Origin of the sequence: Pseudomonas sp. OVF7 (genome assembly GCF_030644265.1) — a bacterium.
GTDB classification, from domain to species: domain Bacteria; phylum Pseudomonadota; class Gammaproteobacteria; order Pseudomonadales; family Pseudomonadaceae; genus Aquipseudomonas; species Aquipseudomonas gorinensis.
The window spans coordinates 5,339,363-5,360,427 of sequence record NZ_CP128996.1; the positions used below are offsets into that span (position 1 = coordinate 5,339,363).

Sequence of the window (21,065 nt, forward strand, 5' to 3'; positions counted from 1 at the left end):
CCCTGGGCCGCAAATAAAGCTCAGGCGCTTTCCCGTTCGATCAGGCGGCAGTCCAACAGGTTCAAACGCTGTACTTCATCCTCCACCGGCACGACCCCAAGGCTTTCCAGCACCCGCGTGGCCGCCAGCACACCGATTTCCAAGGCAGGCGGCTTGATGGTGCTGAGGCTCGGTAACAGCATCTCGGCAAACGGGTAATCGCCAAACCCGAGCACGGCGCAGTCCTGCGGGATCTTCAGCCCGGCACGCTGTCCCGCCAGCAAACCACCGGCGGCGAGGTTGTCATTGGCGAAGAAGATCGCGTCAGGCGGGGTGGCATGGCTCATCAGGGCTTCCATCGCCTGCTTGCCGGCCTCGAAAGGCGCGCGGTCGGCGTCCGGGGCGAAGACCCAGGGTTGTACACCCAGCTCGATCAGGGTCGCGGAAAACCCATCGCCCCGCTCCTGCGCGCTGAAGTCCCCCGTAGCGCTGTTCTGCACGAAGGCGATGCGCCGATAGCCCTTGCCATGCAGGTAGCGCGCGGCCGTGACGCCGACTGCGTAGTGGGAAAAACCGATCTGCAACGGCGCGCGGTCGGGCACGTAGTCCCAGGTTTCCACCACCGGAATATCGGCGTCGGCGATCATCTTGTCGGTGCCCGCGCTGTGGAAGCGGCTGGTCAGCACCAGCGCCGCCGGCGACCAACCGAGGAACGCGCGCACCGCGCTTTCTTCCTGCTCGGCGCTGAAGTAACTGGACGCCAGCAACAGCTGATACCCATGGCGACTGAGGGTGTCGCTGAAGCCCTGGATCGTGTTGGCGAATATCGGCCCCGAGATGTTCGGGATTACCATCGCCACGATCCGCCCCCGCGCCGACGCCAGCCCGCCAGCCACCAGGTTGGGCACATAACCCAGCTCGGCCACCACGTCGGCGATGCGTTCACGAAGCTCGGGCGAGACCTGCTCCGGTTGGTTGAAATGGCGCGACACGGTGATTGCCGACACCCCGGCCTGGCGGGCCACGGTGTTCAAGGTGACGCGCCCGGCGCCACGGCGTTTGCGCGGTTTGTCTTCGCTCACGGGATCATCCTGCTAAAAACAAAAAAGAATATAGGAATAATTTTTAAGTCTTTGACGCTCTAAACCCGAGCTACCAATAATGCCGATGTTAGCGCTAACAAAGCGCGCTGTCTGCTACTCGCTCAAGCGAATGCCCACGACAGTTTTCACAGGCGCTGACGGTCGTAAGAACCGCAGCGGTTCAGGGCATTTTTCGAGCGAACACACAATGCACAGGCACACGCACTTATTCCTTCTCGCCGGTCTGACCGCCCTCCCCGTACCCGGCGCCTTTGCCGCTGACGAACAGGAGCCCACGCTCAAATCGGTGACGGTCACCGCCACCCGGCGTGAAGAGTCACTGCAAAAAGTCCCGGTGGCGGTCTCGGTGCTGGACGGCGAACAACTGGAGCGCGACAACCGCAACGGCGTGGCAAGCATCGCCCAGCAAGTGCCGTCGCTGAACTTCCGCACCGGCGCCTCGAACAAGGACACCTCGCTGTTCGTGCGCGGCGTGGGCACCATTTCCACCTCCCCTGGCGTGGAGCCGACGGTGGCCACAGTGATCGACGGTGTGGTCTATGCGCGCCCCGGCCAGGCCACCCTCGACCTGCTGGACCTCGAACGCATCGAGGTACTGCGCGGCCCGCAAGGCACCTTGTTCGGCAAGAACGCCTCGGCCGGCGTGCTCAACATTACCAGCAAGGCGCCCACCGCCGAGACCCACGGCTATATCGACCAGTCGTACTACAGCGGCAATGAAAGCCGCACCCGTTTCGGCATCGGCGGCAGCCTGGTGCCGGATGTGCTCAAGGGCTCAATCAGCACGCTGTTCGGCAGCTACGACGGTAACGTCGATAACCAGCACAACGGCCAGGAGGTCAACGGCTACAACCACAAGGGCATTCGCGGCAAGCTGGAATTCACCCCCAACGAGGACGTGAAACTGACCCTGATCGCCGACTACATGCAGTCCCACGACGACGCGCCGAATGGCGTGGTCAGCAAGTCCCTGAGCCCGGCCTTCACCAATGCCCTGAGCCCGGTGCGCGCCTCCGGCGACAACCGCGACATCAACACCGATACGCGCAGCCACGTCGAAGACACCAACAAAGGTTTGTCCGCTCAGTTGGACTGGAACCTCGGCGACTACACCCTGACCTCGATCACCGCCTGGCGCGGCTGGGACAACACCCAGTACCAGGATGGCGACCGCCTCGGCACGGTGACCGCCGCCTTCCCCGGCACTGCCGACAAGGGCGCGCTGGCCTTCGACCAATACTCCCAGGAGCTGCGCCTGGCCTCGCCCAAGGGTGAGTTCCTGGAATACGTCGGCGGCCTGTTCTACATGCACGGCAAGGACGAGGAAACCTATCAACGTACGTTGACCACCACCACGCGCACCGACCGTGGCATCGCCGACTACAGCACCACCAGCGACAGCTACGCGGTGTTCGGCGAGACCACGCTGAATTTCACCTCGCGCTTTCGTGGTATCGCCGGTCTGCGCTACACCCACGATGACCTGAAATACGATCACCGCCGCGTCTCCACCTCGGCCACCACGGTCAGCGGGATTCAACCGGCTACCTCCAGTTCCGGCTCGGTGGACGAAGACGGCTGGTCCGGTCGCCTCGGGGTGCAGTACGACATCAGCGATAGCGTCACCAGCTACCTCACCTACTCGCGCGGCTACAAGGGCCCGGCCTACAACGTGTTCTTCAATATGCAACCGCGCGACACCGATGCGCTCAAGCCGGAAACCTCCAACACGTGGGAAGCCGGGATCAAGGCCACGGCCTGGAACAACCGCCTGACCACTAACGTCGCGGTATTCCACAGCGACTACGACAACTACCAGGCCAACTTTTTCGACACCGTCGCCGGCCAGGTCGTGACCCGCCTGATCAATGCCGGTAGCGTCAGCACCGAAGGCGTCGAGCTGGATTACGCCCTGCAAGCCACCCAGCAACTCAAGCTCTCCGGCGCCCTCGCTTACACCCGTGCGCGCATTGATGAGTTCGCCTGCCCCGCCGGTGCCGCGGCGACGTGCAACGTCAACGGCAAACCACTGCCCTTCAGCCCGGACTGGAAAAGTTACGTGCGCGCCGACTACACGATCCCTCTGGATAACGGCCTGGACATCGAACTGGGCACCGACTACAGCTGGCAAAGCGAAGTGCAGTACGACATCAGCCAGAACGTCGACACCAAGCAAGGCGCCTACGGCATCTGGAACGCCAGCGTGGCCCTGGCTGACTACAACAACGGCTGGCGCGTGGCATTGCTGGCCAAGAACCTCGCCGACAAGTCCTACTCACCGCTGCTGGCCAGCGGCGGCAACTACATCTACCGCGCCGTACCCCGTGACGATGAGCGTTACTTCGGCGTGCAACTGCGCAAGGATTTCTAGCATGAGCCGTCAACTGAAACTCGGCGCCTTTCTCATGGCCACCGGGCACCATGTCGCCGCCTGGCGCCACCCGGACGTACCGGCGAATGCGGGGTTGGACTTTGCCCAGTACAAACACCTGGCGCGGGTGGCCGAAGCGGCGAAGTTCGATGCGCTGTTCGTGGCCGACAGCGTCGCCGCCGCCACCGGCGAGATCGCCAGCCATATGGCACGCTCGGATCATTTCGAGCCGCTCACCCTGCTCTCGGCGCTGAGTGCGGTGACCGAGCATATCGGCCTGATCGCCACGGCGACCACCAGCTACAACGAGCCTTACCATGTGGCGCGCAAGTTCGCTTCGCTGGATCACCTGTCCGGCGGGCGCGCGGGCTGGAACCTGGTGACCTCGGACAACGCCGCCGAAGCGCAGAATTTTGGCCGCGACGAACACCTCGGCCATCGCGAACGCTACAGCCGCGCCAAGGAGTTTCATCAGGTGGTGACCGGGCTGTGGGACAGTTGGGAAGACGATGCATTTGTGCGCGACAAGGCCAGCGGCAACTATTACGCCCCGGCGAAGCTGCATGTGCTGGACCATGTGGGCGAACACTTCCGGGTCAAGGGCCCGCTGAATGTGGCGCGCTCGCCCCAGGGCCAACCGGTGATCGTGCAGGCTGGTTCGTCCGAAGCCGGCCGTGAGCTGGCGGCGCAGACCGCCGAGGTGGTGTTCACCGCACAGACCTCGTTGGCCAATGCCCAGGCGTTTTATGCCGACCTCAAGGGACGCTTGAGCCAGTACGGGCGCGAGCCGGATTCGCTGAAAATCATGCCCGGCGTGTTTGTGGTGGTCGGGGCGACCGAGGCCCAGGCCCAGGGCGAATTCGAGGCGTTCCAGGCGCTGGTTGAACCGGAGGTGGGTGTCGCGTTGCTGGGGCGCATGCTGGGCAATTTCGACCTGTCCGGCTATCCGCTGGACGGGCCGTTGCCGCAGCTGCCGTTGACCGACAGTGGGCAACGCAGTCGTCAGCAACTGCTGAGTGATTTGGCCAACCGTGAGCAACTGACTCTCGCGCAATTGGGTCGGCGAATTGCCGGTGGCCGTGGGCATTACAGCCTGATCGGCACGCCCGCGCAGATTGCCGATGAGCTGCAGAACTGGTTCGAAAACGGCGCGGCCGATGGTTTCAATATCCTGGTGCCGCACTTGCCGGGTGGGTTGGAAGACTTCGCGCAATCAGTGGTGCCCGAGCTGCAGCGACGCGGCCTGTTTCGCACTGAATACAGCGGTTCCACCTTGCGCGAAAACCTCGGCCTGGCGCGCCCGGCCCATCGTTTTACAGAGGCTGGAGCATGAAAATTCCCGCACTGATCCTGGCCCTGCTGGCCGTGACGCAAACCGCACTGGCCGCCGCCCCCGCCACCCTGCGGATCGGCTACCAAAAGGGCTCCATCGCGCTGGTCCTTGCCAAGCAACATGACCTGCTGGAAAAGCGTTTCCCGAAGACCGATGTGAAGTGGATCGAATTCCCCGCCGGCCCGCAGATGCTTGAAGCGCTGAACGTGGGGGCACTGGATGTGGGTTCCACCGGCGACATCCCGCCGCTGTTCGCCCAGGCCGCCGGGGCCGACCTGGTCTACATCGGCGCCGAACCGCCCAAGCCGAACGCCGAGACGATCCTGGTGCGCAACGATAGCCCGCTGCATTCGGTCGCGGACCTCAAGGGCAAGAAAGTCGCATTCCAGAAAGGTTCCAGCTCCCACAACCTGATCCTGCGCGCGCTGAACAACGCCGGCCTGAGCTACAAGGACATCCAACCGGTATACCTGCCCCCGGCCGATGCGCGAGCGGCGTTCGAACAAGGCAGCGTCGACGCCTGGGCGATTTGGGAACCCTACTCGTCACTCGCCTTGAGCCAGAGCCCCAGCCAGGTGCTGACCAATGGCGAAGGCTTGGGCCTGTCGGGACCGGTGTACACCGCCCGGCGCGAGTATGCGCGGGACAACGGTGCGTTTATCCATGATCTGCTCGACGAACTCACCGCCGCCGAAGCCCTTACCCGCAGCCAGCGCGAAGACAGCCTGAAAGTACTGACCGACTTCATGGGCCTGCCCGCCGACGTGGTTGCGCGCTACATGGATAACCGCCCGCCTTCGCCGATTTTGCCGATTGATGAGGGGATCATTCAGGCGCAGCAGGCGACGGCGGATCTGTTTTTCCAGAACCGGTTGTTGCCCAAAGCCATCGAGGTCAAGAAGGCCGTGTGGAAATCCGGAGCCCATTGAGATCCAAATGTGGGAGTGGTCGTACCGCCTCTCCCACATTTTTAATCAGCGTCTAGAAATCGACGGTGGCAGACAGCAGGTAGGTGCGTGGGGTCGACAGGGTCAGCCCCGGCTCGCTGTCATCCGACGCACCCGCCGAGCTCCAATAGCGCTTATCGGCGACGTTCTCGACATTGGCCCGCAGGGTGATGTGCTTGTCATCCACCTTGAAGGCATAGCGTGCGCCGACGTCGATGCGGTTCCAGGCGTCGATTTCCTTGACGTTGGACGGGTCCAGGTACTGCGAGCTGGAGTAGATGCCGCGGCTGGTCAGGGTCAAGCCTTCGAGGGTCGGTACGTCCCACTCGGCGCCGAGGTTGACGTTGTACTTGGGCGTGGCCGGCGCGCGGTTGCCGTCGTAGGTACCGTTGGTGGTGTGCGTCAGTTCGCTGTCGATGTACATCACCCCACCGAGCAGGCGGACGCCCTTGAGCGGTTCACCGAACACGCTGACTTCCGCCCCTTGGTTCTGGCGCTTGCCGTTGGGGCCGAATAACCGCGAGGTGGCGTTGGTTTCATAGGCCGGTTGCTTGATGCGGAACACGGCGGCGGTCACGGCGAAGGCTCCGGCGTCGTATTTGGCGCCGACTTCGACCTGGCGGCTGATAAACGGCGGGAAGATCTCGTCTTCATTCCTCGACGTGGACGGCGCGATCTTGCCCTGGCTCAAGCCCTCCATGTAGTTGGCGTACAGCGACAGTTTGTCGGTGGCTTTGAACAGCAAGCCGCCGGATGGCGAGATCTTTTCTTCGTCGTAGCCGGTGCGGCCTTTGACCCCATTGTTCCAGTCATCCACCTTGACCCGCTGCCAGCGCGCGCCAAGGGTCAACAGCAGGCGATCATCGAAGAAGCCGAGGGTGTCGGACAAGGCCACGCCACTGAACCTGTTCTCGGTGTAGACCTTCGCATCCTGGCGCGTGGCCACGGACGGCGTCGCAGTTTGCACGGGGTTGTAGAGATTGCTCGACGCGTTCGCATAACGCGCGCCGCCGTTGGTGAAGTCCATATAGAAGTAGCTGGCGGCCAGGTTGACCTCATGGCTCACCGGCCCGGTGTGAAACCAGTTGCGCACACCCGCGTTGTAGGTGCGCACATTTTCATCACGGGTGAAATCACGGGGCTGCACCGTGAAATCGCCGGCCGCATTGGTCACGGACACTGCATGGCGCAGGAAGTCGTGGTTGCTTTTACGCGCGCCCACACCGCCGTAGAGCATCACCGAATCGCTGAGGTCATATTCGGCATTCACGGTACCGAAGGTGTCGTTGGTGCTGGCCTTGCTCCAGGATTGCGCGTAGTTGTGGCGCACATCGTTGGCGCTCGGCACTGGCGCGGCGGCGGCCACTTGCACGCGTTCCTGTGGCGCATCGGTATCGCGTTCGGTGTGGCCGATATCGGTGGAAAGGCGCAGGCGTTCGCCACGGAAATCCAGGCCCAGCACCGCCATTTCGCGGTCGACGCTCTGGTGGTCCCAGGTGGTATCGCCAGATTGCTTCACGCCATTGAAACGCAGGCCGAACTTGTTGTCCTCGCCAAAGCGCCGCCCCACATCCACCGCCCCGCCCGCCTGGCTGTCGGAGGCCCAGGTACCGGTAAACGAGGTGATGTCCTTGTCGGTGGCGCGCTTGGGCACCACGTTGATGCCGCCGCCGACGCTGCCGCGCGGCGAGATGCCGTTGATCAACTGGGTGGGGCCTTTGAAGATATCGACGCGGTCGGCCATTTCCATGTCGATGGTGTAAGTGGGCAGCACGCCGTACAGGCCGTTGTAGGCCACATCACTGTTGAACAGGCTGAAGCCGCGAATGGTGAACTGTTCATACCGCCCACCGGCCGGGTTAGTGGCGCGTACCGAGGGGTCGCTGGCAATCAGGTCGCCGAGGGTGCGCGCCTGCTGGTTCTTGACCGTGTCCTGGGTGTAGGTGGTCATGCTGAACGGCGTTTCCATGAAGTCCCGCGTGCCCAGCAAGCCTTGCGAGCCACGGCGCGCCACCTGGCCGCCGGCGTAGGTATCGCCGTCATACAGGCCCGTGGTGCCCAGGATGGACGTCGGCGCCAGCTCCAGGCTGCTGCCATCCGGTACCGGCACCAGCATGTAGGCCTGCTCGCCCATCGATTGCAGTTGCAGGCCCGAGCCTTGCAGCAAACGCGCAAAGCCCTCCTCCACGCCGTACTCACCGGACAACCCAGCGCTGCTGCGCCCGCTGACCAGCGCCGGGTCCACCGACAGGTTGACGCCTGACAACCCGGCAAAACGGGTCAGCGCGGCACTCAGGCTCCCGGCGGGCACCTGGTAGCTGCGGCGGGCGGCGGTGTCTTCGGCATAGCTGAGCGGGACAAACAGCGGGCTGGCGCTGAGGCTCAGCACCAGGCTCAGCTTGAGCAACGGGCGCAAGCGCAAGGGGAGGACTGCGGGCATTGGAAGAAGCTCTCGATTTTGTTCACTTACCTGGAATGACCGGTGAGGTGAAAAAAAGGGACAGGCTTCGACGAAAATCATTCACAAAAAAAAGTTCGAGTACTCCTTACGCAGCCTTGATGGCGTGTTTACCCACGCTGAGCGGAGGTGTCGGCCGAATAGATGACGGTTTGCGCACAGTTCGGCGCGACGGTCGGCCGGGTGAAGTAGGTGTCGCCTTCGTCGGTCAGGATCTCGTAGTCGACTTTGCGCGTGGCGCTCGCGTGCTTGATGATTTTCAGCACGCGCTGGAATTTCACGCTTTGCGTACCGTTCAGGTCAGGCCCGGTCAGCACGTTGACGCTTTGAAACCAGCCGGCCTGTTGCTTGTTGCCCACCAGCACGCTGGTCATCGCCTCGAACCGCTCCAGCCGGGTGAAGCCCCACAGCGTCTGCTCTTCGACGCTTGCGCCTGGGGTGGCCGCGCCGGTAAACACGAAGAGATTGATCGCCGGGCTGTCTTCGCAAAAGAAATCATACGGGACCAGGCCGTCGACCATTTTCCTGCCGGGCACAAAGCCCTTTTTATGCACCTGAAACATTGCCATCTCCGCTCGATCACTGGCGACCAGTCTAATGAGCGGCGACGTACAGGGCGGTCAAGCCAATGTAATGTCGTGTAAAGATCGCGCGCTGTGCAGGTTGACCTCCACGGTCAGCCCTCCCCCCATCTCATTGCGCGCCTCGATAGTGCCGCCGTGCATCTGCACTGCCCGCGCGGCGATGGCCAGGCCCAGGCCAAAGCCGACAGTGGCATCGCCCACGCCGCGCTCGAACGGCTGGAAGATGCTGTGCAGCCGGTCATGCTGCACCCCCGGGCCTTGGTCGCTGATGCGCACGCTCAAGCGATTCGCCTCGGCATTGACGTGCGCCGAGACCCGCACGGTAGTACCCGGCCGGGTATAGCGCACAGCGTTGCGGATCACATTCTCAAAGCAGCGGTACAGCAACTCGCCGCTGACACAGGCGATAAACGGCGGGCAAGCCTGCAGATGAACGCGGCAGCCCTTGATACCGGCTTCGAACTGCGCATCTTCGACAATCATCGCCAGCAATTCGACGATATCCACCGGCTCGCGCTCGATGCTTTCTGGCCGGCCCTGCAGGCGAGCCAGGGTCAGCAACGCTTCGATCAGGGTGTCCATGCGTTCGGATTCGCGCTCGATGCGTTCGAGCATTTCCAGGCGCGCGGCGTCCTGGCGCAACAGGCCGATGGCCGCTTGCATGCGCGTCAGCGGCGAGCGCAGCTCATGGGAGATGTCGTGCAGCAGGTGCTGCTGGGCTTGCACCAATACCTTCAACTGGTTGGCCATGCGGTCGCAGTCTTCGGCCAGGTCGACGATTTCATCGCGGCGCTTGCCCATGGACGGCTTGACCCGGGTTTCGAAACGCCCCTGGGCCACATCGCTCATTGCCCGACGCAAGTGCGCCAAGGGCCAGGCCAGGTAGTACGCCATGTAACCGCTGAACAGCGCACTCATCAGCGTACCGATGATCAGCGGGATCTGGGGCCACGGCCTGCCTGCGTCATTACCCGGCGCATGGGTCGACCGCAAAGACAGCGCCAGGCCCTCCCGGCTGGTGACCGCTTGCTCATAGGCCGGCTGTGCAACGGGAGCGCCAACCAGCAACTGGCCGGTGCTGTCATAGACCCCGATGGCCTCATCCGGCGGCCGCTCCCATACCGTCAGAAGCTGGCCGGCGGCTTGGACACCAAACTGTTGCAGCAGCCTCTTTTCGCTGGCGAGGATCGCCTCCACATGCGGGTCGCCCGGGCGGAAGCGGCCCACCTCAAGCACACCGACGCCCACCAGGAACGTCAAGGTGGTCGCCAGCCAGAAAGCCAGGAACAGCTTCCAGAACAGCAGGCCGGGCTTGCTCATTCGGCAATCAACAGGTAGCCAAGCCCGCGCACGCTCTGGATCCAGGCCTTGGCATCCGGGCGCGGCCCCAGCTTTTGCCGGATGCTGCTGATGTGCACGTCAATGCGCCGATCGTAGCGGGTCAGCGGGCAGCCCAGGGCATTGAGCGACAGGTCTTTTTTGCTTACCACCTGGCCGGCGCTGCGGGCCAGCTCTTCGAGCAGGCTGAACTCGGTGCTGGTCACACCCAGCTCGGCGCCTTTCCACAGGGCCTCACGCTTGCCTGGCCACAACACCAGCGAGCCGGTCTTGATCACCTCGGTGGTCGGCTGGCCTGCCGCCTGCACCCTGCGCATGATGGCGCGCAGGCGTGCCACCAGCTCGCCTGGGGAACTGGGCTTGGGCACATAATCGTCGGCGCCCAGCTCCAGGCCGGTGATGCGATCGATGTTGTCGCCACGGGCGGTCAGCAGCACCACGGGCACCTGGCTGACCGTGCGGATACGCCGCAGCACCTCGATGCCCGAGCGCTGGGGCAGCATGACATCCAGCACCACAATGCTGTAGCGGCCCGACAGCGCTTCGGCCTCGCCCTCCTCGCCCGTGTGCACGGCCGTGGCTTCGAAGCCTTCACACGCCAGGTACTGGCTCAGCATTCCAGTCAATTCCTGGTCGTCGTCGACTAACAGTACGGAGATCATTGCCGGCTCGTCTGTGGGGTGGGTGCGCATTATCAGCCTTGCAGCAGCGATTCGGGCCAACCTTTACCTAACTTGACATTCGGTTAACCGCACCAAACGCCCCGCGCTCGTATGCTCGCCCTTCACCGGTCGGCGAGTGATCCAAGCGCGCCGGCGCTGCTTGTCGATGTGTTCTGGAAAAGATCTTGATGAATTTTTCGCGCCTGCTCTGCTCGGTTGCGCTGCTGCTCAATGCCTCACTGGCACTCGCCCAAGGCTTCAAAATCTCGGATATTCGAATCAATGGCCTGCAACGGGTCTCGGCGGGCAGCGTGTTCGGCGCACTGCCGCTGAATGTCGGCGACGAAGCGGATGACCGGCGCCTGGTGGACTCCACGCGTGCGTTGTTCAAGACCGGGTTCTTCCAGGACATCCAGTTGAGCCGCGAAGGCGACGTGCTGATTATCAATGTAGTCGAGCGTCCTTCGGTTGCCAGTATCGAATTCGAAGGCAACAAGGCGATCTCCACCGACGACTTGATGAAGGGCATGAAGCAGAGCGGGCTTGCCGAAGGTGAGATATTCCAGCGTGCCACCCTGGAGGGTGTGCGCAATGAGTTGCAGCGTCAGTACGTTGCCCAGGGCCGCTATTCGGCGTCGGTCGACACCGAGGTCATCGCCCAGCCGCGCAACCGGGTCGGCGTGAAGATCAAGATCGATGAAGGTGAAGTGGCGTCGATCCAGCACATCAACGTGGTGGGCAATACGGTATTCCCCGACGACGCCTTGACCGACACCTTCACGCTCAAGACCAGCAACTGGCTGTCATTTTTCAAGAACGACGATAAATACGCGCGGGAGAAACTCTCCGGCGACCTCGAACGGCTGCGCTCCTATTACCTGGACCGTGGCTACATCAACATGGACATCAGCTCGACCCAGGTTTCCATGACCCCGGACAAAAAGCACGTCTACATCACCGTGAACATCCAGGAAGGCCAGAAATACACGGTGCGCGACGTCAAGTTGAGCGGCGAGCTGAAAGTCCCGCAAGACCAGCTCCAATCATTGCTGCTGGTGCAAAAGGGCCAGGTGTTCTCGCGCAAATTGATGACCACCACCTCGGAGTTGATTACCCGCCGCCTGGGCAACGAAGGCTATACGTTCGCCAACGTCAACGGTACGCCCCAGGTCCATGACGCCGACCATACGGTCGACATCCTCTTCAGCGTCGACCCCGGCAAGCGGGCTTACGTCAATCGCATCAACTTCCGGGGCAATACCAAGACCGACGACCAGGTGTTGCGCCGCGAAATGCGCCAGATGGAGGGTGGCTGGGCGTCGACCTACCTGATCGACCAATCCAAGGTCCGCCTGGAGCGCCTGGGGTTCTTCAAGGAGGTGAATGTCGAGACGCCGGCAGTCGCCGGGGTGGATGACCAGCTGGATGTGAACTACGCCGTGGAAGAACAAGCCTCCGGCTCGATCACCGCCAGCATCGGCTTCGCCCAGAGTTCGGGGCTGATCCTCGGCGGCTCGATTACCCAGAACAACTTTCTCGGCACGGGTAATTACGCCAGCCTGGGGCTGACGCGTTCGTCCTACCAGAGCAAGTACAACATCGGTTTCACCGACCCTTACTTCACGGCCGACGGGGTGAGCCTGGGTTACAACGCGTTCTACAACAAGACCGACTACAACAAATACTACGATGATGGGGTGTCTTATTACGCCATCAACAGTTTTGGCCTGGGCGCCACCCTCGGTTACCCGATCAATGAGACTTCACGCCTGAGTTTCGGCCTGACAGCCCAACACGACAGCATCGAGCCAGGCACTTACAGCGCCGACGAGATCTACGATTTCATCGAACGCGAAGGCAAGCAGTTCACCAACTTCAAGGCCAACCTGGGCTGGTCGGAGTCGACCTTGAACAAGGGCGTATTGGCCACGCGCGGGCACTCGCAAAACCTCAACCTGACCGTGACGGTGCCCGGCAGTGACCTGAGCTTCTACAAAGTCGACTACACGGGGCAAACCTTCCTGCCCGTCAGCAACACCACGGCCCTGCGCTTGCATACCAAGCTCGGTTACGGCAACGGTTATGGCGCCACGGACGGGCTGCCCTTCTATGAAAGCTATACCGCGGGCGGCGAAGGCACGGTGCGCGGTTTTAAAAGTGGCACCCTCGGCCCGCGCAGCACCCCGGCGACCGGCACCTATGCCAGCGCCGGTCAGGCGTACTATTCAGACCGCGATACCGATGCGTTGGGCGGCAATATCCTGATTACCGGGGGCGCGGAGTACTTGTTCCCGGTGCCTTTTATCAAGGACAACAAATCCGTGCGCACCTCGCTGTTCTGGGACATGGGCTCGGTGTATTCGGACAAATGCTACCTGAGCACCACCCAAGGCTGCGGCAGTGTGGACCTGAGCCAGATGGCCAGCTCAGTGGGGGTGGGCGTGACGTGGTACAGCCCGCTGGGGCCCTTGAGTGTCAACCTGGCGTATCCGATCCGCACGCCGGAGAACGCGGACAAGCAGATCTTCCAGTTTTCCATGGGCCAGACGTTCTGAGGCTTCCAGCATTCCGGCGCCGCCGCGTGCGCAAGGCTCGACGATCCCGCTACGGCAAAGAGATGCCACCGTAGCTTCGGGATCGTCGCGCCTTCAGCGCAGGAACTTCAGCGCGCCCGCCAGGGCCAGAGCGGCCAGGCAGGTCCAGCCCGAGAACAACCCGCGCCACACACGCCTGCGTGGCACAAACCCCACGCCCCTGACAAAGGCCACGCTCATCGCGGTGAACAACGCCGTTGCCAGCCCATGATCAGCGCGGCCATCTGGCGCGGTCATCATCGGCGGATAGAGCGTACACGCCAGCATCATTGCGATGGCAAGCAGCAAGCTCAGCAGGTGTAGCTGTGAGGGCGCCGGTGCGTCGGCGGCACGCGGCGTCATGGCCGCGTCTCGTCACGATCGTTCAGGGCGCGGCCGGCTTCGTTCTCGCCCCACATCGCATTTAATATGGCCAGCAGCAGTGCAAAGCCGACTCCCAGCATCCAGGCGAAATACCACATAGTCGTTGCTCCTCCGATGACGCTAGTAGGCTGAATGTTCGTTGGCTTTGATCTGCGCCACGGTGACCTTGCCGCGCATGACGCGATAGGCCCATGAGGTGTAGATCACGATCAGCGGCATGAAAATCAGCGTGGCCCAGAACATAATCGCCAGGCTCAGATGACTGGCAACGCTGTCCCACACGGTCAGGCTGGCCGCCGGTACCGATGACGACGGCATGACGAAGGGAAACATCGAGACACCGGCCGTGCTGATCACGCCGATCACCGCGAGCGACGACGCGACGAACGCGGCCAGGGTCCGCCGCATCATCAGCAACAACGCGGCAGCGGCTGCGCCGACCAAGCCCAGCACGGGCAGCAGCCACAGCCAAGGGTAATGGCCGTAATTGGCCATCCAGGCACCGGCTTCGCGCACTACCGTCTTGTTGAGAATGTCCGGCAGCCCGGCGGTATCCACCACCGAGGTAATGCGATAGCCGTCGATCCATTGCAACCAGATGCCAGCGATCACAAATGTGCAGAGCAGCACCAACGCCGCGCCCACCCCGCCTTTGATCGCCCGGGCCTGGATCGCCCCTTCAGTGCGGTGCGCCAGGTACGTACCGCCTTGCAGCGTGATCATTGCACTGCTCACCACCCCGGTCAGCAGCGCGAAGGGGTTCAGCAGTTGCCAGAAACTCCCGGTGTACGTCGATACGAGCAGGTCGCTGAAGTGGAACGGTACACCTTGCAACAGGTTGCCGAACGCGATGCCGAACACCAGCGGCGGCACGGCCCCGCCGACAAACAGCCCCCAGTCCCAGGTGCTGCGCCATCTGGCGTTGTGGATCTTGCTGCGATAGTCGAACCCCACGGGGCGGAAAAACAACGCCCACAGGACCAGGATCATCGCCCAGTAAAACCCGCTGAACGCAGTGGCATACACCACCGGCCAGGCCGCGAACAACGCGCCGCCCGCCGTGATGAACCACACTTGGTTGCCGTCCCAGTGCGGCCCCACCGTGTTGATCGCGACGCGGCGCTCCAGGTCCGTGCGGCCCACAAAGGGCAGCAGGGTGCCGACCCCCATGTCGTGGCCGTCCATGATGGCGAAGCCGATCAGCAGTACGCCGACCAGTGCCCACCAGATAATTTTCAGGGTGACGTAATCAAGCATGGTGGAGTTCCTTCAGGTTGGCATCGTGGGCATAACGGCCGGTTCCGAGGCTGCCGGGCCCTTGGCGGGCGAACTTGACCATCAGGAACATTTCAACCACCAGCAGCACGGTGTAGAAAGCGACGAATCCTGCCAGCGAGCCATAGAGGTTGTTGATGCTCAGCGTGGAGACGCTCATGTGGGTGGGCAGCACGCCGTAGATGGTCCAGGGTTGACGACCGTATTCAGCGACGAACCAGCCCAGCTCGCAGGCCAGCCAGGGCGCGGGGAGCATGCAGAGCGCCCAACGCAGCAGCCAGCGGCGGCGTGTGCAGGCCGACTTCAAGGTGCTCCAGAAGGCTAGCCCGAACAGCAGGAGCATGGCGAAACCCAGCGCGACCATGGCCCGGAACGCCCAGAACATCGGGGTTACGCGCGGTACGGTATCGTTCACCGCCTTGTCGATAATGGCCGGGGTGGCCTGGTTGACATCCGCGACGTACTTTTTAAGCAGCAGGCCAAAGCCGAGGTCGGCCTTGTACGCTTCGAAGGTCTCGAACGCCGCCTTATCGGTGCGATCGGCGCGCAGGGCTTCCAGCGCATTGACCGCGGTAATGCCACGCAGGATGCGCGCGCGGTTTTTCTCTTTGATGTCATGAATGCCGGGAATCTGTTTGCTCACCGAGCGCGTGCCGATCAAGCCCATCACCCACGGCACGTCGACTTCCCAGTTGTTCCGGGATTCGGCTTCATTGATGCTGGCCAGCAAGGTTAGCCCCGCCGGCGCCGGCTTGGTTTCCCACATGGCCTCCATGGCCGCGAGCTTGGTTTGCTGCGCCTCGCCCACCGTGTAACCCGACTCATCCCCCAGCACGATGACGCTCAGCACCGAGGCCAGGCCGAAGGCAGCCGCCACCCGAAAGCTGCGCTTGGCGAACTCGATGTCACGCCCCTTGAGCAAGTACCAACTGGAAATCGACAACACAAACATCGAGCCGGTGACATAACCGGCAGATACCGTGTGGACAAACTTGGCCTGGGCCACCGGGTTGAACACCACCGCCCAGAAATCCACCATCTCCATGCGCATGGTGATGTAGCTGAACTCCGAGCCCACCGGGTTCTGCATCCAGCCATTGGCGATCAATATCCACAACGCCGACAGGTTGGTACCGACGGCCATCAGCAGCGTGACCAGCAAGTGATGCTCTTTCTTCAGGCGATCCCAGCCAAAAAAGAACAGCCCGATCATGGTCGATTCGAGGAAAAACGCCATCAACCCCTCAATGGCCAGCGGGGCGCCGAAGATGTCGCCCACGTAGTGGGAGTAGTACGCCCAGTTGGTGCCGAACTGAAATTCCAAGGTGATGCCGGTGGTCACTCCCAAGGCGAAGTTGATGCCGAATAACTTGCCCCAAAAGCGCGTCATATCTTTCCAGATGACATTCCCGGTCATCACATAGACGCTCTCCATGATGACCAGCAGCCACACCATGCCCACCGTCAGCGGCACGAAAAGAAAGTGGTATAGCGCAGTCGCCGCGAACTGCAGCCGTGACAAATCCACCAGTTGTTCTGAGATCACTTGCTTGCCCCTTGAGTCGAGGTGGGTACACCGAATCGGTTGCCGACCGTGTTCGGGTCGACAGTGACGTGCGAATCCCGGACGAACAGCCACCACAGCACGCTCAGCAGCACGAGCTTGATCAGCACCGCGGTGAGCAGATGGCGTAGCAGGCGTTTGTCGGAAATGGTCATGCCAGGCAATTAGCACAGGGCATGCCAAGGCCTGATTCTGTATTTATATGCTTATAAAACAGACAGTTACGATGTGATCGGGTTGAATTCAGCGGAAATTGGCAGACCAGCGCGCTGCCAATCTGCCAGGTTGGCAGCGCGCTGGCAGTCGGAGACTGCCTAGGCCAGGCCCTGTTCTTTCAGGCGTCGGTACAAGGTCCTGTCACTGATGCCCAGGTGCCTGGCCAACTCGCTGCGGGTGCCTTTGAATGTCGCCAGGGCCTGCGCCAGCGTGTTGCTGTCCAACGGGGTCGAAGCCACAGCCTGAGGCGGCAGCGCCACGCATGCCTGGGGTAAATGGACGGCACGGATGACACCGTCGTCAGCGAACAGGCTGGCTCTTTCCAGCGCATTGCGTAACTCACGGATATTGCCAGGCCAGGGGTACTGCTGGAGCCTTGCCAAGGCTTCAGGGTCGAGGGTCAGGCGGCGCTTGCCGGCACCGCCACGCTGTAGAAAGGAATTGGCCAGCAAGCCGATGTCTTCGACCCGGTTACGCAAGGGTGGCAAGTGAATCGGGAAGGCGCTGATGCGATAGTACAGGTCCTGCCTGAACTCGCCTTTTTCCATCATCTTTTCCAGCGGTTTGTGGGTGGCGGCAATCAATCTGAAATTGGCGTGACAGGTCTCGACACTGCCGACCCGGCGATAAGTCGACGATTCGATCAGGCGCAACAGTTTCACCTGCATGGCCAGCGGCACATCGCCAATTTCATCCAGGAATAATGTGCCGCCCTGGGCGGTTTCGACCAAGCCGGGCTTGCGCGTGATGGCGCCGGTAAAGGCGCCTTTTTCATGGCCGAACAGCTCACTCTCGAACAGCGTTTCGGTCAAGCCCGAGCAATCCACCACCACAAACGGCCCGGCGGCCCGCTCGCTGGTTTCATGGACGGCGCGCGCGAACAGCTCTTTACCGGTGCCCGATTCCCCCAGCAGCAGCACCGGCAGCATGGAGGGCGCCACCCGTTGCAACTCCGACAGGGCGAGGTTGAAAGCCGGTGAACAACCGACCAACCCTTCGTCGCTGGGGCGCGCCGAGGCGCTGCGTACCAGTGTCAGGCGCTCCACATAGGCGGTAATCACCCCATGCTCGTCGAGGATCGGGCGCAATTCCACGTCGACATGCTCAGGCCCCCGAGGCGTGTGGTGGATGTGCAAGACACGATCCGGCCCACGCATTTCCTGGGCTTTTTTCATCGGGCAATTCTCACCCGCCTGATCACACGGGACGTCGTAATGATGGGAGATCTGATAGCACTTATGCCCGATGAAGGGCTTGTCGGCGCTGCCGAACTGACGCTGATAGGCCGTGTTGGCCGCCAGGATGTTGTAGTCCGGATCAAGCACGATCATGGGGTTGGGTTCGTGCTCCAAAAACGAAACAAGCGACTGCACTTGATCCGGAGGGGGCACGGCGTTGGTGGGGGTCGGCTGGAAAGTCTTCATCATGGCTCCTGGAATCCATTCTTCTATCCTGTTGTGGCACTGCCACCTCTGTCAACAGGCACTGCCAATGGCAGAAAACCCCATCCGACAGACGCCCGAACACGCCCACACACAAATATAAAGCCCAATAAAATCAATTAGATATCAGACGATTTAGTGGGCGCCATCGCCTGGCAAACTTATTGCACTGTCAGTCCTTAGTCTAAGTGGCTCGGTAAAAAAGCCCCCTCAAGGAGACCGTTCATGCGCGCCAAACTTCACGTCGAAGGCTTCTTCGATCCTGCTACCCATACCGTCAGCTATCTGGTGCTGGATGAAGCCACCCACCACTGCGCGATCATCGACAGCGTTTTGGATTACGAGCCCAAATCAGGCCACACCGCCACCACCTCTGCCGACCGCCTGATAGCCCGGGTGAACGCGCTGAATGCGCAGGTCGAGTGGATTCTGGAGACCCACGTCCACGCCGACCACCTGACCGCCGCGCCCTACCTGAAGGAAAAGCTCGGTGGAAAAATAGGCATCGGCAGCCAGATTTCGACGGTGCAAAAGGTGTTCGGCACGCTGTTCAATGCCGGCAGCGATATGCCCCGCGACGGCAGCCAGTTCGATCACCTGTTCGCCAACGAGGAAACGTTCCGCATCGGCACGCTGCACTGCTCTACGTTGCATACCCCCGGCCATACGCCGGCCTGCATGACCTACCTGATCAGTAATGGCAGCGAAACGGCGGCGTTTGTCGGCGATACCCTGTTCATGCCCGACTACGGCACCGCCCGCTGTGACTTCCCCGGCGGTAACGCGCGCACGCTGTTCCAGTCCATCAACAAAGTCCTGAGCCTGCCCGCGCAGACGTTGCTGTACATGTGCCACGACTACCAGCCCGGCGGGCGCGAGGTGCAATTCGTCAGCACCGTTGCCGAACAGCGCGAACTCAACGTGCATGTGCGTAATGGCATCAGCGAGGAGGCGTTCGTAGCGATGCGCACCAAGCGCGATGCAGCGCTGGACATGCCGACCCTGATTCTGCCCTCGGTCCAGGTCAACATACGCGCCGGGCATTTGCCTGCGCCTGAAGCCAACGGTACCCGCTACCTGAAAATCCCCCTCAACGTCGTCTGACATTTCCTACCCAAAAAAACACATAAGAAAAATCCCCATCACGGAGACACGTATGGATATCCGCAGCCTTGCACCTGCTCTATCAGTATCAGAACAGATTTTCCCCAGCCAACTGGCCGAACTGAAAGCCGCCGGCTTTCGAGCCATCGTGTGCAACCGCCCCGATGGTGAGGGCGCTGACCAACCGTTGTTTGCCGAAATCAAACGCGCCGCCGACGCGGTCGGCATCGAGGCGCACTACCTCCCCGCCGAATCGGGCAAAGTCACCGACGAGCAAGGGGTTGCCTTCGGCCAACTGTTGGAAACACTGCCCAAGCCGGTGTTGGCCTATTGCCGCTCCGGTATGCGCTCGACCACGATGTGGGCGCTGTCACAAGCAGGTCAGCACGACCTGCCGCACATTGTCGAAAGCGCCAAAAAAGCCGGCTTCGACATGAAAGGCGTGATTCGGCGGATTGCGAACCAGGGTCGCACGCCGGTCGAAGTGGCTGAGGCGCAGCACACCGTGGTGATCATCGGCGCTGGCGCGGCGGGTATCGCCACCGCCTCCAGCCTGCTGGCCCGCGCGCCGGGGCTCGACATCGCGATCGTCGACCCGGCCGATGTGCATTACTACCAACCTGGCTGGACGCTGGTCGGCGGCGGTGTGTTCGATGCGCGTCAAACGGCCCACACCATGGGCGCCACCCTGCCCCGCGGCGTGCATTGGATCAAGGCCGCGGTGGCGGCCTTCGAACCCGAGAGAAACGCGGTCATTCTGGATGGCTGCCGGGTGGTCAAATACGAGCAACTGATCGTCTGCCCCGGCCTGAAGCTCGATTGGCATGCCATCGAGGGCTTGTCAGAGACCCTGGGGCGCAACGGCGTGACCTCCAATTACCTGTATCACCTGGCGCCTTATACCTGGGAACAGGTGCAACACTTGCGCGGTGGCCGGGCGATTTTCACGCAGCCGCCCATGCCGATCAAATGTGCCGGGGCACCGCAAAAAGCCATGTACTTGTCGGCCGATCATTGGAAACGCAGCGGTGTGCTGGATGCCGTCGACATCGAGTTCCACAGCGCCGGCGCGGTGCTGTTCGGGGTGGCCGACTATGTGCCGGCGTTGATGGAATATGTCACGGCGTATGGGATCGACCTGAATTTCGGCAATACCCTCACCCACGTCGATGGCCCGGCACGCACCGCCACGTTCAGCAGCGTACACGCCGATGGCAGCGCTCGCCGGGTGACGCGCGAGTTTGATTTGCTGCATGTGGTGCCGCCGCAGATCGCGCCGGATTTCATTCGGGTCAGCCCCCTGGCAGACGCGGCGGGTTGGGTAGATGTCGAGCCCGCCACGCTGCGCCATAAAACCTGGGCCAACATTCATGCCCTGGGCGACGCAGCCAACACCAGTAACGCCAAGACAGCCGCCGCCGCGCGCAAGCAGGCACCGGTGGTGGCCCATAACGTGTTGGCGGCACTCGGTAAGGCAACCGGCGTCGCCCAGTACGATGGTTACGGCTCCTGCCCGCTGACAGTGGAGCGCGGCAAGATTGTATTGGCGGAGTTCACCTACGGCGGCAAGGTCGCCCCCAGCTTCCCGTCATGGCTGATCGACGGCACTCGACCTTCCAGGCTGGCCTGGCTGCTCAAAGAGCGGATTCTTCCACCGCTGTACTGGAAGGGCATGCTCAAGGGGCGGGAGTGGCTGGCGAAACCCGAGTTGACCGACCAATGAATGCCGCGC

The 21,065-nt window shown here is 62.1% G+C and carries 17 protein-coding genes; 6 read left to right on the forward strand and 11 right to left on the reverse strand.

Annotated features, from left to right (window positions below; translation table 11 throughout):
- Positions 1 to 20 precede the first annotated feature (20 nt).
- Positions 21 to 1,061 (reverse strand): LacI family DNA-binding transcriptional regulator, encoded by a 1,041-nt coding sequence (locus tag QU606_RS24080; RefSeq protein WP_304997603.1) that lies wholly within the window; start codon positions 1,059 to 1,061, stop codon positions 21 to 23.
- Between the two features lie 79 nt (positions 1,062 to 1,140).
- Between QU606_RS24080 and QU606_RS24085 the strand changes: the two genes are divergently transcribed.
- The 3 genes from QU606_RS24085 to QU606_RS24095 are packed head-to-tail and all read left to right on the forward strand — an operon-like array spanning position 1,141 to position 5,715.
- Positions 1,141 to 3,453: a TonB-dependent receptor gene (locus QU606_RS24085; protein ID WP_370531080.1), complete on the forward strand. Its 2,313-nt coding sequence runs from the start codon at positions 1,141 to 1,143 to the stop codon at positions 3,451 to 3,453.
- 1 nt (position 3,454) lies between these two features.
- The gene (locus QU606_RS24090; protein ID WP_193689571.1) at positions 3,455 to 4,786 is read left to right on the forward strand and encodes an LLM class flavin-dependent oxidoreductase; all 1,332 of its coding nucleotides are present in this window, start codon (positions 3,455 to 3,457) and stop codon (positions 4,784 to 4,786) included.
- Complete coding sequence (locus tag QU606_RS24095; RefSeq protein WP_304997604.1) at positions 4,783 to 5,715, forward strand: sulfonate ABC transporter substrate-binding protein; 933 nt, start codon at positions 4,783 to 4,785, stop codon at positions 5,713 to 5,715. The genes QU606_RS24090 and QU606_RS24095 overlap by 4 nt, the downstream gene beginning before the upstream one ends.
- A gap of 52 nt (positions 5,716 to 5,767) precedes the next feature.
- Here the strand turns inward: QU606_RS24095 and QU606_RS24100 are convergent, their stop codons facing one another.
- The 4 genes from QU606_RS24100 to QU606_RS24115 all read right to left on the reverse strand — a co-directional run bounded on the left by QU606_RS24100 (position 5,768) and on the right by QU606_RS24115 (position 10,775).
- The gene (locus tag QU606_RS24100; protein WP_304997605.1) at positions 5,768 to 8,173 is read right to left on the reverse strand and encodes a TonB-dependent receptor; all 2,406 of its coding nucleotides are present in this window, start codon (positions 8,171 to 8,173) and stop codon (positions 5,768 to 5,770) included.
- A gap of 128 nt (positions 8,174 to 8,301) precedes the next feature.
- On the reverse strand, positions 8,302 to 8,754 hold the full coding sequence (locus QU606_RS24105) for a hypothetical protein (protein WP_069076700.1): 453 nt from the start codon (positions 8,752 to 8,754) through the stop codon (positions 8,302 to 8,304).
- 57 nt (positions 8,755 to 8,811) lie between these two features.
- Positions 8,812 to 10,095, reverse strand: a complete 1,284-nt coding sequence (locus tag QU606_RS24110; protein WP_069076699.1) for an ATP-binding protein — start codon at positions 10,093 to 10,095, stop codon at positions 8,812 to 8,814.
- Positions 10,092 to 10,775 (reverse strand): response regulator transcription factor, encoded by a 684-nt coding sequence (locus QU606_RS24115; protein ID WP_150056207.1) that lies wholly within the window; start codon positions 10,773 to 10,775, stop codon positions 10,092 to 10,094. Before QU606_RS24115 ends, QU606_RS24110 begins: the two co-directional genes overlap by 4 nt.
- Positions 10,776 to 10,963: 188 nt before the next feature.
- On the opposite strand from QU606_RS24115, the gene bamA reads away from it, so the two are divergent.
- Entirely contained in the window at positions 10,964 to 13,330 is a 2,367-nt protein-coding gene (gene bamA / locus QU606_RS24120) for an outer membrane protein assembly factor BamA (protein WP_193689573.1), read from the forward strand.
- A gap of 93 nt (positions 13,331 to 13,423) precedes the next feature.
- On the opposite strand, the gene QU606_RS24125 is transcribed toward bamA, so the two are convergent.
- The 6 genes from QU606_RS24125 to QU606_RS24150 form a co-directional block, all read right to left on the reverse strand.
- Positions 13,424 to 13,711 carry a cyd operon YbgE family protein gene (locus tag QU606_RS24125; RefSeq protein ID WP_024076423.1) on the reverse strand — a complete coding sequence of 96 codons (288 nt, stop codon included), beginning with the start codon at positions 13,709 to 13,711 and terminating at the stop codon, positions 13,424 to 13,426.
- Positions 13,708 to 13,830 (reverse strand): cytochrome bd-I oxidase subunit CydX, encoded by a 123-nt coding sequence (gene cydX / locus QU606_RS24130; RefSeq protein ID WP_024076424.1) that lies wholly within the window; start codon positions 13,828 to 13,830, stop codon positions 13,708 to 13,710. The genes QU606_RS24125 and cydX overlap by 4 nt, the downstream gene beginning before the upstream one ends.
- A 22-nt stretch (positions 13,831 to 13,852) precedes the next feature.
- Positions 13,853 to 14,989: a cytochrome d ubiquinol oxidase subunit II gene (gene cydB / locus QU606_RS24135; protein WP_304997606.1), complete on the reverse strand. Its 1,137-nt coding sequence runs from the start codon at positions 14,987 to 14,989 to the stop codon at positions 13,853 to 13,855.
- Positions 14,982 to 16,553, reverse strand: coding sequence for a cytochrome ubiquinol oxidase subunit I (locus QU606_RS24140; RefSeq protein ID WP_069076695.1), 1,572 nt, complete (start codon positions 16,551 to 16,553; stop codon positions 14,982 to 14,984). Before QU606_RS24140 ends, cydB begins: the two co-directional genes overlap by 8 nt.
- The gene (cydP, locus tag QU606_RS24145; protein ID WP_024076427.1) at positions 16,550 to 16,726 is read right to left on the reverse strand and encodes a cytochrome oxidase putative small subunit CydP; all 177 of its coding nucleotides are present in this window, start codon (positions 16,724 to 16,726) and stop codon (positions 16,550 to 16,552) included. Before cydP ends, QU606_RS24140 begins: the two co-directional genes overlap by 4 nt.
- A gap of 159 nt (positions 16,727 to 16,885) precedes the next feature.
- Complete coding sequence (locus QU606_RS24150) at positions 16,886 to 18,211, reverse strand: sigma-54-dependent Fis family transcriptional regulator (RefSeq protein ID WP_150296282.1); 1,326 nt, start codon at positions 18,209 to 18,211, stop codon at positions 16,886 to 16,888.
- A 243-nt stretch (positions 18,212 to 18,454) separates the two neighbouring features.
- Between QU606_RS24150 and QU606_RS24155 the strand changes: the two genes are divergently transcribed.
- Positions 18,455 to 19,333 (forward strand): MBL fold metallo-hydrolase, encoded by an 879-nt coding sequence (locus QU606_RS24155; protein ID WP_102624006.1) that lies wholly within the window; start codon positions 18,455 to 18,457, stop codon positions 19,331 to 19,333.
- A 52-nt stretch (positions 19,334 to 19,385) separates the two neighbouring features.
- Positions 19,386 to 21,056, forward strand: coding sequence for a bifunctional protein tyrosine phosphatase family protein/NAD(P)/FAD-dependent oxidoreductase (locus QU606_RS24160; RefSeq protein WP_193689575.1), 1,671 nt, complete (start codon positions 19,386 to 19,388; stop codon positions 21,054 to 21,056).
- Positions 21,057 to 21,065 lie beyond the last annotated feature (9 nt).

Excerpts from the sequence above, each read along its gene's own strand:
- QU606_RS24085 (WP_370531080.1), top strand. The coding sequence starts at position 1,141 with ATGCCGATGTTAGCGCTAACAAAGCGCGCTGTCTGCTACTCGCTCAAG.
- QU606_RS24090 (WP_193689571.1), top strand. The coding sequence starts at position 3,455 with ATGAGCCGTCAACTGAAACTCGGCGCCTTTCTCATGGCCACCGGGCAC.
- QU606_RS24095 (WP_304997604.1), top strand. The coding sequence starts at position 4,783 with ATGAAAATTCCCGCACTGATCCTGGCCCTGCTGGCCGTGACGCAAACC.
- QU606_RS24100 (WP_304997605.1), bottom strand. The coding sequence starts at position 8,173 with ATGCCCGCAGTCCTCCCCTTGCGCTTGCGCCCGTTGCTCAAGCTGAGC.
- QU606_RS24105 (WP_069076700.1), bottom strand. The coding sequence starts at position 8,754 with ATGTTTCAGGTGCATAAAAAGGGCTTTGTGCCCGGCAGGAAAATGGTC.
- QU606_RS24110 (WP_069076699.1), bottom strand. The coding sequence starts at position 10,095 with ATGAGCAAGCCCGGCCTGCTGTTCTGGAAGCTGTTCCTGGCTTTCTGG.
- QU606_RS24115 (WP_150056207.1), bottom strand. The coding sequence starts at position 10,775 with ATGATCTCCGTACTGTTAGTCGACGACGACCAGGAATTGACTGGAATG.
- bamA (WP_193689573.1), top strand. The coding sequence starts at position 10,964 with ATGAATTTTTCGCGCCTGCTCTGCTCGGTTGCGCTGCTGCTCAATGCC.
- QU606_RS24125 (WP_024076423.1), bottom strand. The coding sequence starts at position 13,711 with ATGACGCCGCGTGCCGCCGACGCACCGGCGCCCTCACAGCTACACCTG.
- cydX (WP_024076424.1), bottom strand. The coding sequence starts at position 13,830 with ATGTGGTATTTCGCCTGGATGCTGGGAGTCGGCTTTGCACTGCTGCTG.
- cydB (WP_304997606.1), bottom strand. The coding sequence starts at position 14,989 with ATGCTTGATTACGTCACCCTGAAAATTATCTGGTGGGCACTGGTCGGC.
- cydP (WP_024076427.1), bottom strand. The coding sequence starts at position 16,726 with ATGACCATTTCCGACAAACGCCTGCTACGCCATCTGCTCACCGCGGTG.
- QU606_RS24150 (WP_150296282.1), bottom strand. The coding sequence starts at position 18,211 with ATGAAGACTTTCCAGCCGACCCCCACCAACGCCGTGCCCCCTCCGGAT.
- QU606_RS24155 (WP_102624006.1), top strand. The coding sequence starts at position 18,455 with ATGCGCGCCAAACTTCACGTCGAAGGCTTCTTCGATCCTGCTACCCAT.
- QU606_RS24160 (WP_193689575.1), top strand. The coding sequence starts at position 19,386 with ATGGATATCCGCAGCCTTGCACCTGCTCTATCAGTATCAGAACAGATT.